This is a genomic window from Micromonospora sp. NPDC047738 (assembly GCF_040642675.1).
Lineage (GTDB): Bacteria > Actinomycetota > Actinomycetes > Mycobacteriales > Micromonosporaceae > Micromonospora.
Window position 1 is genome coordinate 34,827 of record NZ_JBEYSO010000042.1, and the last position, 10,701, is coordinate 45,527.

The 10,701-nt window shown below is 74.8% G+C and carries 12 protein-coding genes and 1 pseudogene; 5 read left to right on the top strand and 8 right to left on the bottom strand.

The annotated features are described in order from the left end of the window. Window positions 1–85: 85 nt before the first annotated feature. On the top strand, window positions 86–208 hold the full coding sequence (locus ABZ783_RS34100) for a hypothetical protein (protein ID WP_255471749.1): 123 nt from the start codon (window positions 86–88) through the stop codon (window positions 206–208). Between the two features lie 91 nt (window positions 209–299). After that, on the top strand, window positions 300–1,250 hold the full coding sequence (locus ABZ783_RS34105) for a TIGR03557 family F420-dependent LLM class oxidoreductase (RefSeq protein ID WP_357446146.1): 951 nt from the start codon (window positions 300–302) through the stop codon (window positions 1,248–1,250). A 16-nt stretch (window positions 1,251–1,266) separates the two neighbouring features. Here the strand turns inward: ABZ783_RS34105 and ABZ783_RS34110 are convergent, their stop codons facing one another. Further along, on the bottom strand, window positions 1,267–2,091 hold the full coding sequence (locus tag ABZ783_RS34110; RefSeq protein ID WP_357446149.1) for a PH domain-containing protein: 825 nt from the start codon (window positions 2,089–2,091) through the stop codon (window positions 1,267–1,269). Between the two features lie 114 nt (window positions 2,092–2,205). Here ABZ783_RS34110 and ABZ783_RS34115 point away from each other — a divergent pair, with 114 nt between their 5' ends. The 3 genes from ABZ783_RS34115 (at window position 2,206) to ABZ783_RS34125 (ending at window position 4,189) form a co-directional block, all read left to right on the top strand. Further along, complete coding sequence (locus ABZ783_RS34115) at window positions 2,206–2,397, top strand: hypothetical protein (protein ID WP_357446152.1); 192 nt, start codon at window positions 2,206–2,208, stop codon at window positions 2,395–2,397. Window positions 2,398–2,472: 75 nt separating this feature from the next. After that, on the top strand, window positions 2,473–2,976 hold the full coding sequence (locus ABZ783_RS34120) for a hypothetical protein (RefSeq protein ID WP_357446155.1): 504 nt from the start codon (window positions 2,473–2,475) through the stop codon (window positions 2,974–2,976). Window positions 2,977–3,166: 190 nt separating this feature from the next. After that, window positions 3,167–4,189: a helix-turn-helix domain-containing protein gene (locus ABZ783_RS34125; RefSeq protein ID WP_357446158.1), complete on the top strand. Its 1,023-nt coding sequence runs from the start codon at window positions 3,167–3,169 to the stop codon at window positions 4,187–4,189. A gap of 207 nt (window positions 4,190–4,396) precedes the next feature. On the opposite strand, the gene ABZ783_RS34130 is transcribed toward ABZ783_RS34125, so the two are convergent. The 7 genes and pseudogenes from ABZ783_RS34130 to ABZ783_RS34160 all read right to left on the bottom strand — a co-directional run. Continuing rightward, on the bottom strand, window positions 4,397–5,383 hold the full coding sequence (locus ABZ783_RS34130; protein ID WP_357446161.1) for a DNA topoisomerase IB: 987 nt from the start codon (window positions 5,381–5,383) through the stop codon (window positions 4,397–4,399). Beyond that, window positions 5,367–6,338, bottom strand: a complete 972-nt coding sequence (locus ABZ783_RS34135) for a glycosyltransferase family 9 protein (RefSeq protein WP_357446164.1) — start codon at window positions 6,336–6,338, stop codon at window positions 5,367–5,369. Before ABZ783_RS34135 ends, ABZ783_RS34130 begins: the two co-directional genes overlap by 17 nt. Beyond that, window positions 6,335–7,036: an SDR family oxidoreductase gene (locus ABZ783_RS34140; protein WP_357446167.1), complete on the bottom strand. Its 702-nt coding sequence runs from the start codon at window positions 7,034–7,036 to the stop codon at window positions 6,335–6,337. The genes ABZ783_RS34135 and ABZ783_RS34140 overlap by 4 nt, the downstream gene beginning before the upstream one ends. After that, window positions 7,033–8,511, bottom strand: coding sequence for a PfkB family carbohydrate kinase (locus ABZ783_RS34145; protein ID WP_357446170.1), 1,479 nt, complete (start codon window positions 8,509–8,511; stop codon window positions 7,033–7,035). Before ABZ783_RS34145 ends, ABZ783_RS34140 begins: the two co-directional genes overlap by 4 nt. Continuing rightward, window positions 8,508–9,194, bottom strand: a complete 687-nt coding sequence (locus ABZ783_RS34150; protein WP_357446173.1) for an SIS domain-containing protein — start codon at window positions 9,192–9,194, stop codon at window positions 8,508–8,510. Before ABZ783_RS34150 ends, ABZ783_RS34145 begins: the two co-directional genes overlap by 4 nt. Then, window positions 9,194–10,411 carry a glycosyltransferase gene (locus ABZ783_RS34155; protein ID WP_357446176.1) on the bottom strand — a complete coding sequence of 406 codons (1,218 nt, stop codon included), beginning with the start codon at window positions 10,409–10,411 and terminating at the stop codon, window positions 9,194–9,196. Before ABZ783_RS34155 ends, ABZ783_RS34150 begins: the two co-directional genes overlap by 1 nt. Next, window positions 10,396–10,701 (bottom strand): annotated as a pseudogene (locus ABZ783_RS34160) (glycosyltransferase family 1 protein); the annotation flags it as partial. The pseudogene ABZ783_RS34160 and the gene ABZ783_RS34155, both read right to left, overlap by 16 nt.

Consider the following 10,701-nt stretch of genomic DNA (forward strand, 5'->3'; position numbering starts at 1 on the left):
CATGGTCACATCGCCTCCCGAAATAGTCAACAATCCTTACTGTTAGCGCCTGGCGCACCCCGGCACGCCGTGGGAGAGTGCGGGAATGCACCCCGCGCTGCTCGCCGACGCCACCACCGCCGCGGACATCCCCGGCGTACGCCTGCTCGGCCTGGTGGTGGGCGGCCTGCTCCTGCTGCTCGCCATCCGCGCGATGTTCCGCCGCTGATCGCCGGAGCCGGCGGCGTTCGCGCGCCAGCTTCCCGGGTACGGCTGTCGTCGTCCGTACGGTGCGCCCGGCACCCGGCGAGGGGGATGTGATGAAGATCGGTTACTTCCTGTCCAGCGAGGAGTACGGCCCGGCGGAACTGCTCGCGCAGGCACGCGCCGCCGAGCAGGCCGGCTTCGCGGCGCTGTGGATCTCCGACCACTACCACCCCTGGCTCGACGTGCAGGGCCAGAGCCCCTTCGTCTGGTCCACGATCGGCGCGCTCAGCCAGGTCTGCTCGCTGCCGGTGACCACCGCGGTGACCTGCCCGATCATGCGGATCCACCCGGCGCTGATCGCCCAGGCCGCGGCCACCAGCGCGGTGCTGCACCCAGGCCGGTTCGTGCTCGGCGTCGGCACCGGCGAAGCGCTCAACGAGCACATCCTCGGCGACCCCTGGCCGCAACTCGACCTCCGGTTGGCGATGCTGGAGGAGGCGGTCGAGGTGATGCGCAAGCTGTGGCGCGGCCGGTTCGTCAACCACTACGGCGAGCACTACACGGTGCAGCACGCCCGGATCTACACGTTGCCGGACACTCCCCCGTCGGTCTACCTGTCCGGCTTCGGTCCGAAGTCGATCGACCTGGCCGCCCGGATCGGCGACGGCTACATCAGCACCAAACCCGACGCCGACCTGGTCCGCCGGTTCCGGGACGGCGGCGGCGGCGACAAGCCGTGCCAGGCCGGCTTCAAGGCGGCGTACGCCGAGAGCGAGGACGAGGGCGCCCGGCTCGCGTACGAGAAGTGGCCGAACGAGGCAATGCCCGGCGAGCTGTCCCAGGTGCTCCCCTCGCCGAGGCACTTCGAGCAGGCCGCGCAGTTGGTCAAGCCGGAGATGATGAAGCAGTCGTTCGTCTGCGGCAAGAACCCGGACGCCCATCTGGAGATGATCGACAAGTTCGCCAAGGCCGGCTACGACGAGCTCTACGTGACCAACACCGGCCCGCACTGGCAGGGCCTGCTCGACCTCTACCAGCGCGAGGTGCTGCCTCGGCTGCCCTGAGCCGGGGCGGACACCCTCAGCCCACACTGAGCGCCCGGCACAGCCGGTCGTTGCCGGCCGTCGTGCCGATCGCGGCCCGCTCCTCGGTGTGGTCGACATAGAAGCGCAGCACGTCGGCCAGGAACCACGGGTGCACCGGCAGCCAGCCGAGCCACAGCCGGGGCGCCGCCACCGGGCTCCAGACCAGGCCACGGCCCTCGATCAGTTCGGGGCGGACCACCCGCAGCAGCAGCGAAGCCCCGGACCGCTGCCGCACCGGCGTGCCGGGGGCCAGCGCCTCCCACGGGATCCTCCGCCGGCCGAACTGCTCCCGTATCTCGAGCCCGGCCGGGGTGAGGTCGACCCGCGGGCGATCGCCGAAGACCGCCACCACCAGCAGGACCACCGGCAGCAGCCACAGCGCCGCCAGGAGCAGCGGCGCGGCGGCCAGCAGGTAGCCGAGCGGCCCTGGGGGACCTTCGGGATCGCGGAGCAGGTCGACGGCCCCAGCCAGCGGGACATCGAATACGGGGAGGAGCAGGACCAGCCCGGCGACGAGCCAGCCGAAGGCCGGGGCGGCGGGCACCCGCAGCAGGCCCGGACCCACGGCGACCAGCCTGACCGGCCGCCGCCACGGCCTCCGCAGGCCGGTCAACCCGACCCTGCCGAGGATCACCAGGGCCAGCAGGGACGACGCCATCCCCAGCGCGAGGTCCCACCCGGGCGAGGGCAGACCGACGGCCACCACGATCGACTCCCGCGCGAGCGAGAAGAGCAGTGCTGCCACGACCGCCAGACGGGAGACGCGAGTACCGGGCGGCGGATGGACGAGGGAAATGGCCTGGGTGGTCGGCGCCGACATGCCGGCATGATGACGCACCCGATCAACCCGGCGTCCGCCCCCGAGCCGACGAGCAGGCGGTCAGACACCCGGTCCGGTTTCGCCCGTGATCGACGGGGGTACCTCCGACCACTGATGAAACCGTCCACGCTCAACGAGCGGCACCGCCCCGACGAGCAGGAGCTGCGCGAACTCGCCGCGCTGCTGCGCTCGCAGCCGCGGAGCCGCGCGGAACTGCGCGAGCTGACCGGCCTCGGGCCGCGCAAGCTCGGCCGGTATCTGTCGCTGGAGCAGGTGGGCGAGGTCTGCGGACACTGCGACAACTAACGCTGGACTAGCCTGACCCGGGCACGCCAGGCGTGCCCGTCGACACACGACCACCACGGCGAAAGGGGCTTGATCGTGATCGAGCAGCCGGCGTACACCGGGTTCGGTTTCTCCGACGAGGAGTGGGGGCTGCTGGTCGGGCTGCCGCAGTCCGTCCTGACCGCGGCGAGCGCGGCGGAGTCCGACGGCGCCCGACGCACCATGGCCGAGAACGCCGCCGGGCTGGAGACCATCGCGGCCGGACGCGAATCGGCGAGCCCGCTGGTGGCCGCCGTCGCCGGCGAGGTCGTCGCCCGGGTGGGTGACCCGGAGATCGGCGCGGAGCTGCCGGTGATCGAGCCCGCCGACCCGCGGGCGATGACCGACGACGTGCTCGCCCGGGCCGCGCAGGCGTCGACCCTGCTGGCCGCCAAGGTGGACGAGGGGCAGGCCGGGGCCTACCGGCACTGGCTGGTGGAGATCGCCGAGCAGGTGGTGGGCGCCGCCGCCAGCGGCGGCCTGCTGGGCCTCGGCGGCGACGTGGTCAGCGACTCGGAGCGCCACTTCCGGGACCGGCTGGCGCAGGTGCTGAACGACTGATCGGGGGCGCGACCCCGCGCCCGGCCTGGGACACCGGCCGAGGCCGACGGAGCTATCAGGTGAAGTTATCCTCGTCAATGACGGATATCAGACGCCCCACGACCGCAGACTGTGGCCTCCGTGGGGCGTCGTCATGGATGGAGGGTGACCGAAACACGGGGGTCGTGGCATGGAAATGATGCTCAACCGGATGATTCTCGACACCGAGCGGGTGCCCGCACCCGATCGCTTCGGGCTGTGGCTGGACATGCTCGCCGACTCGCCCGCGCCCCTGCGGGTACGCACCGAGCACGCCGACGACTTCGTGGCGCGGGCGGACACCATCGACCTGGGCCGGATGCGGCTTGTCCGCTACCGCTACCCGTCGCTGGACTGCGTCCGGAGCCCAAAGCTGATCCAGCGCTCCGACCCGGACTACTACGTGCTCGCGCTGACCCTCGCCGGCACCGGCACGGCGGACCAGGCGGGCCAACGGAGCGAATGCCGCCCCGGCGACTTCACCTTCTACGACTGCTCCCGGCCGCACGAGGTCAGCCACCACGGCGAGCACCACGGGCTCGCGCACCCCAGCTCGATCGTGGCCTTCATCCCGTACGACGCGCTGCCGCTGCCCCGCCGCCGGCTCGCCGCGCTGTTCGCCGGCCGGATGCCCGGCAACGAGGGGATCGGGGCGCTGCTCGCCGACTACCTCATCCGGATCACCGGTCACCCCGAGCAGTACCACGCGGCGGACGCCGAACGGCTGGCCGGCACCGGGCTCGACCTGGTGTCCATGATGCTTGGCCGGCACCTGGTGTCCGAGGACGTGGTGCCCACCGAGGTTCGCCGCCAGGCGCTGCTGGCCCAGGTGCGCGCCCACATCCGCCAGCACCTGGGGGACGCCACGCTGAGCCCGCAGTCGATCGCGGACGCGCACCACATCTCGGTGCGGTCGCTGCACCGGCTCTTCGAGACCGAAGAGACCACGGTGGCGGCGTACATCCGGGACCAGCGGCTGGAGCGGTGCCGGCGCGACCTCGCCGACCCGGCCCTGCGCGACCGGCCGATCCAGCTGATCGCGGGCCGCTGGGGCTTCCGGGACAAGGCCCACTTCAGCCGCGCCTTCCGGGCGGCGCACGAGGAGACTCCCCAGGCGTACCGGGTGCGGCACCTCGAACAGGCACGCATCGTCAACACTCCGGCGTCCGTAATCAACTCGCAGCGGACATACTGATCCCGGGCCGGCAGCCGGGAGACCGGCGCGGCCCACTGGTAACGGGGGGCCGTGGCGAGGCGCCCGCGACAGGTCGTCGCGGGCGGCCGCCCGGTGCCGACGCCTCCGCGACCCTCGCGGACCGGCCAGTACCCCCGCCGGCCGTCGACGGCCACGCCGGATTCCGGCCCCGTCCAATCTCCCCCCAGGACCTCACGACGGGGCCGGTCAGGCCGCCTCCTCCAGCAGCGCCAGCACGGCCTTCTCCACCGCCTGCCGCGGCGTCGCCGGCTCCACCGGGACCACCACCCCGTCGTGGTAGAGGTCCACCACCCGCGGGTCCACGTAGGACGTGCGGGCCACGGTGGGCGTGTTGCCGAGCAGCTCGGCGACCGAGCGCATCACCGCGGCGACCGCCCGCTTCCGGGCCGTCGCGGAGCGCTGGGCGCCGGCCGTCGCCAGCTCGGTGGCGGCCAGCACCGTGGCGTGCCAGGTACGGAAGTCCTTGGCGGTCATCTCCCCGCCGCTGGCGTCCCGCAGGTAGTCGTTGACCTCGTCGCTGCGTACGTCCCGCCAGAGCCGGCCGTCCCAGTAGCCGAACAGCCGTTCCTCGGCCCGCCGCCGGCGCCGCAGGCTGGTCAGCACCCGGCACAGCTCGGCGTCCTCGATCCGGCGTACCTGCTCGATGCCGCCCTTCGCCGGGAACTCGAAGACCACGCAGCCGCCCCGGGACCGGGCGTGCTCGGGGCGCAGGGTGGCGACGCCGAAGGTGGGGTCGTCACCGGTGGCGTACTGGTCGCTGCCGACCCGGAAGGTGCCCATGTCCAGCAGCCGGGCGACGGTGGCGAGGACGCGTTCGCGGCGCAGCCCGCGCAGCGCCAGGTCGTGGTCCACCTGGTCGCGCAGCACCGGTAGCCGGTGCGCCACCTCCAGCACGTGGTCGAACTTGGCCTCGTCCCGCTTCTGCCGCCACTGCGGGTGGTAGAGGTACTGCTTGCGCCCGGCCGCGTCGATGCCGGTGGCCTGGATGTGCCCGTTGGGGTACGGCGAGATCCACACGTCCCGCCAGGCCGGCGGGATGACGAGATCGCGCAGTCGGGCCAGTTCGTCGGGGTCGCGGACCGGCGCGCCCTCCGGGTCGACGAAGAACCAGCCCTTGCCGCGCCGCCGGCGTCCGTACCCCGGCCGGCCCGGATCGCTACGCCGTAATCGCACCGGAGACTCGCATCGCCCGTTCCGCCTCGTCCGCGGCGGCCAGCACCTCGTCCACCTGAATGGCCGCCAGAGTCGGGTGCCTTCCTACCCCGACGCCGGCCCGCCAACCCCGGTCGAGCCCGGGGCGGCGCGTGACGTCGAGCACCCGGTGCCGGGGCCGGTCCGGCGGCGGCCCCCAGTGCGCCGGCGGCACCGGCCCGAAGAGCACCACCGACGCGGTGCCGTACCCGGTAGCCAGGTGGGCCACCCCGGTGTCCCCGCTGACCACCAGCCGGGCGTCGGCAACCAGGGCGGCCAACTCGGCCAGGTCGGTCCGGCCGGCGAGCACCGCGTTCGGCGGCAGCCCGGCGTCCCGGGCGATCCGGGCGGACAGGTCCCGCTCGCCGGTCGAACCGGTGAGCACCACCCGGTGCCCCCGGTCGGCGAGCGTCCGGGCGAGCGCCGCGAACCGCCCTGCCGGCCAGCGCTTCGCCGGGATCTTGCTCCCCGGATGCAGCACGGTGACGCCGGCCGGCATCCCGGCGGCGGTCGGGCGGCGCAGCGCCAGGTCGCCCGGGTCGGCCGGCAGGCCGTACCAGTCCAGCAGCCGGCACCAGCGGCGGACCTCGTGCTCGTCGTCCTCCCACGGCGGGCCGGCACCGTGCCCCGCCTCGGCGTTCGCGAAGGCAAGCAGCCGGCCGGGCCGGGCGGCGGCGAGCATCCGGTGCGACCGCGGGCCCCGGCCGTGCAGGTTGACCGCAACCTCCGGCGGCGGGCCGGGCCAGGCCGGGTGATCCGCCAGCCCGTCGGTGGGCAGCACCCGGTCGATCCCGCCGACCAGGTCGGCCAGCGGCGCCAGCCAGGCCGGCGCAGCCAGCACCAGCTCGCGGTCCGGGAAGCCGGCCCGCAGGCCGCGCAGCGCCGGGACGGCGGTGGCCAGGTCGCCGACGCCGAGCGCCCGGAGCACGAGGATCACGGGTACGAGGATTCCTGCTCGGCGCAGACCACCATCTCCCGTACGGCGCAGCCGACCGGCTGGGAGAGGGCGAACATGATCGCGGCGGCGGTATCGGCGGGTTCGTTGAGCGCCGCGTCCGGGCCGGGCCGGTACTGCGCGTCCCGCTCGTCGAAGAACGCGGTGCGCATGCCGCCGGGGATGAGCAGGGTGACGCCGACCGCGCCGGCCAGTTCGGCGGCGAGCGCCCGGGTGAAGCCGACCACTCCGAACTTCGCCGCGCAGTAGGCGGTGGCGTCGCTGACCGCCTTCACGCCGAGGGTGGAGGCGACCGTGACGATGTTCCCCCGGGAGGCTTCCAGGTACGGCAGCGCGGCCCGGATCACCGCGGCCGTGGCGAGCAGGTCGACCGTGACGATCCGTTCCCAGGTCTCGCCCGGGATGTCGGCCAGCCGGCCCGGCATGTCCATGCCGGCGGCGGTGACCACGGCGTCCAGCCCGCCGGAACGTTCGGCCAGCTCCCGGGTGGCGGCTTCGGCGGCCCGGGTGTCGGCCAGGTCGCACTCGATCCACGGAACCCCGTCCGCGGGGCGCTGCCGATCCAGCACGAGGGGACGGCCGCCGGCGCGGGCCACCGCGGTGACCACCGCGGCGCCCAGCCCGCTCGCGCCGCCGGTGATCAGGACGGTGGGGCCGGCCCCGGGTGGACTGCTGCTCATGCCGCCTCCTCGCTCCGCTCGACGCCGGCATGAGGCACCAGGGCGGAGCCCCGACCGGCGCGGGCCGCCGCGATCATGTCGCTGGTGGACCGCCCGTCCAGATAGGGCACGACGACCGTGTGCCCGCCCCAGCGGGCCAGGATCTCCGCCTCGGGCAGGGTCTCCGCGCCGCCACCGCTGGCGTAGTCGCCGCCCTTGACCCAGATGTCGGGCCGCAGCCAGGAGAGCGCCGCGTGCGGCGTCGGCTCGTCGAAGATCATCACCGCGTCCACGCAGCCCAGCGCGGCGAGCAGTCGGCTGCGGTCGCCCTGCGGCACGACCGGGCGCTCGGGGCCCTTCAGGCCGGCCACGCTGGCGTCGGAGTTGAGGCAGACGACGAGGCAGTCGCCGAGCTGCCGGGCCGCCTGGAGGGTCGCCACGTGCCCGGCGTGCAGCAGGTCGAAGCAGCCGCCGGTGGCGACCACCGTGCCGCCGGCGGCCCGCACCTCGGCGACCACCGCACCGGCGGCGTCGGCGCCGATCCGGTCCCCGCCGCCGGAGACCACCACCGGTGAGGCGTCCCGGACCGGGGCGGGCAGCGCGGTGCCCACTCCCCCGCCGGCCACGTACGCGGACGCCTCGGCGACCGCCGCCTGCACCGCCTCGGAGACGAGCGCGCCCCCGGCCAGGGCGAGGGCGGCCCTGGCCGCGAACCGGTCCCCCGCCCCGCAGGTGTCCCCCTCCGCGCTGGCCGGCGCGGGGACCACCAGCGGGGTCGAGCCGGCGTGGCAGAGCAGCGCGCCCTCCCCGCCCATGGTCACCGCGACCGCGCCGGCCTGCCAGCGCTGGCGCAGGGCCTGGGCGCTCCGGGACGCGGTGACCAGCCGGGACGCGCCCGGCCGCACCTTCGCCAGCTCGCGGGCCTCCGCCTCGTTCGGGGTGGCCAGGTGCACCCCGGGCACCGCCTCCGGCCCGCGCGGGTGCGGGTCCCACACCACCGGCGCGCGGGTGGCGGCGAGCGCCGCCCGCAGCGCCGGATCCCGGGCGACGCCCCGGCCGTAGTCGCTGACCAGCACCACGGCGGCGTCGGCGAGCAGCCGCAGCACCGCCTCGCTGGGCTCACCGGGCTCGCCGGCCGGCCCGCCGCGGTCGTGTCGCAGCAGCACCCGGCCGCGGGCCCGCAGCCGGATCTTCTCCGGGGTGGACCCGGCCAGCGGCAGCGCGTACAGCTGCACGCCGGCGGCGGCGAGCAGCGTGCCGAGTCGGGCCCCGCCGGCGTCGTCGGCGACCGCGGTGACCAACGCGACCTCGGCGCCCTCGGCGGCGGCGAAGACCGCGGCCAGGCCGGCGCCGCCGGGGCGGTCGACGTACGTGCTCTCGTCGAGCACCGGCACCGGGGAGTCCGGGCAGAGCCGGTTCACCGTGCCCTCGACGTCCCGGTCCAACAGGGTGTCGCCGAGCACCACCACGGGTCCCGTCACGTTCGACCTCCTCATCGGGCCTGCACCTCCCGGCCGGTGTCGTCACCGAGCACCACCTCGACGCCGGTACGCACCGGGCCCGACCCGGCCGCCGTCCGCGCGGCCAGCGCCGCCGGCAGGGCCCGGTCGACGTACTCGCAGAGCACGTGGGTGGCGACCAGGTGCAGCTCCTGCACCACCTGGCCCTCGGGCGAGTCGATGGCGAGGACTTCGTGGCAGGTGTCGGCGAGTGGGTTGGGTGTGGGGCCGGTGAAGGCCCAGCAGCGCAGTCCGGTCTCGTGTGCGGCGTGGGCGGCGGTGAGCAGGTTGGTGCTGGTGCCGCTGGTGGTCAGGAGCAGGAGGATGTCGTCGGGTCGGCCGTGGGCGCGGACCTGGCGGGCGAAGACCTCGTTGTAGCCGTAGTCGTTGCCGATGGCGGTGAGGGCGGAGGTTTCGGCGTGCAGGGCGATGGCGGACAGGGGTTCGCGGTCGTCGCGGAGTTTGCCGACGAGTTCGGCGGTGAGGTGCTGGGCCTCCGCGGCGCTGCCCCCGTTGCCCGCCACCAGCAGCCGCCCGCCGCCGGCCAGCCGGTGCGCCAACTCCCCGCCCCAGCGGGCTAGCAGCTCCTCCGACTGCCGGAACGGCAGCAACGCGGCGGCCAGGTGCGTCAGGTGGTCCTCCAGCACCGTTGCGCCGACCACGGGTCCGGGCGCCGTCATCAGGCGACCACCCGGGTGGGTCGACGCACGGTGGCCACCTGGCCGTACACCTCCGCCAGCCGCTCAGCGGTGCTCGACCAGGAGTAGCGGGTGCGGGCCCGGTCCAGGGCCGCCGTGGCGTAGGCGAACCGGCGGATCCGGTCACCGAAGAGCCGGCGGATCGCCGCACCGAGGGCCGCCGGGTCCCGGGCGGGCACCAGGTCGCCGGTCCGTCCGGGCACCACCGTGTCGGTCAGCCCGCCGACCGCGGTGCCGATCACCGGTACGCCGCAGGCCATCGCCTCCAGCGGGGTGAGCCCGAACGGCTCGTACCAGGGGGCGGCCACCAGCACGTCCGCCGACCGGTACCAGCGGCCCATCTCCTCCCGGGGCACCGCGCCGATCAGCTTGACCCGGTCGGCGACCCCGCAGGACTCGGCGAGCGCCCGCAGCCGTCGCGCGTACGGGTCGGTCTCCAGCAGCCCCGCCGGCGGTCCGCCCACCACCACGCACTCGGCGTCGGGGACCAGCGCGGTGGCCCGGATGACGTCCTGGAAGCCCTTGCGTTCCACCAGTCGCCCCACGGTGAGGATGCGTGGCCGGTCGCCGTCCCGTTCGGCGATCGGACCGAGCGGGGCGAAGGTGCTCAGGTTCACCCCGGACGGGACGACGGTCATCCGGGACCGGGGCACCCCCAGCCGGACCAGTTCGGCGACCTCGTCCTGGCACTGGGCCACCACCCGGTCGACCGAGCGGCCCAGCTTGCGCTCGTGCTCGATCCGGCCGGGCGGGCTGGTGTCCTGCGCGCCCTGGTGGCGCCGCTTCACGGTGCCGAGCGCGTGGTACGTCTGCACCACGGGCACCCCGGTCCGCCGGCCGGCGGCGAGTGCGGCGAGACCGCTCATCCAGAAGTGCCCGTGGACCACCTCGGGCTGCCAGTCGCCGGCCCGCCACCGCTCGGCCAACCACTCCCCGAACGCGGGCATGTACGGCAGCAGGTCGTCCTTGGCGACCGGCTCGGCCGGGCCGGCGGGCACGTGCACCACCTCGTAGCCGTCCGCGGTGCGGACCGTCACGGGCAGGTCGACGGCGTCGCGCCGGGTGTAGACCCGGACGTCGTGGCCGGCGGCCGCGAGCGCGGCGGAGAGCTCCGCGACATGCGTGTTCTGGCCACCGGCGTCCTCCCCGCCGAGGACGGCGAGCGGGCTGGCGTGCTCCGAGATCATCGCGATGCGCATACTTCCTCCTCCAGCAGCCGGTCCCAGTCGGCGAGGAAACGCTCCAGGCCGTAGCGCTGCCGTGCGGCGCTGCGGGCCTCGGTGCCGGCCCGGCGGGCCGCCGCCGGGTCGTCCACGAGGCCCCGGGCCGCCTCCAGCAGCACGTCGACCCGGGTGGAGAGGGCGCCGGCGGACGGCGGCACCGCCTCCACGGCTTCGGTGGTGGCGAGTGCCACCACGGGCATGCCCATGGTCATTGCCTCGATCAGGCTCAGTCCGAGGGATGTCCAGCGGCACAGGTGCAGGTATGC

Coding starts and splice junctions, on each gene's coding strand:
- ABZ783_RS34115 (WP_357446152.1), top strand. CDS start 2,206: ATGAAACCGTCCACGCTCAACGAGCGGCACCGCCCCGACGAGCAGGAG.
- ABZ783_RS34125 (WP_357446158.1), top strand. CDS start 3,167: ATGATTCTCGACACCGAGCGGGTGCCCGCACCCGATCGCTTCGGGCTG.
- ABZ783_RS34140 (WP_357446167.1), bottom strand. CDS start 7,036: ATGAGCAGCAGTCCACCCGGGGCCGGCCCCACCGTCCTGATCACCGGC.
- ABZ783_RS34155 (WP_357446176.1), bottom strand. CDS start 10,411: ATGCGCATCGCGATGATCTCGGAGCACGCCAGCCCGCTCGCCGTCCTC.
- ABZ783_RS34105 (WP_357446146.1), top strand. CDS start 300: ATGAAGATCGGTTACTTCCTGTCCAGCGAGGAGTACGGCCCGGCGGAA.
- ABZ783_RS34110 (WP_357446149.1), bottom strand. CDS start 2,091: ATGTCGGCGCCGACCACCCAGGCCATTTCCCTCGTCCATCCGCCGCCC.
- ABZ783_RS34100 (WP_255471749.1), top strand. CDS start 86: ATGCACCCCGCGCTGCTCGCCGACGCCACCACCGCCGCGGACATCCCC.
- ABZ783_RS34145 (WP_357446170.1), bottom strand. CDS start 8,511: ATGAGGAGGTCGAACGTGACGGGACCCGTGGTGGTGCTCGGCGACACC.
- ABZ783_RS34150 (WP_357446173.1), bottom strand. CDS start 9,194: ATGACGGCGCCCGGACCCGTGGTCGGCGCAACGGTGCTGGAGGACCAC.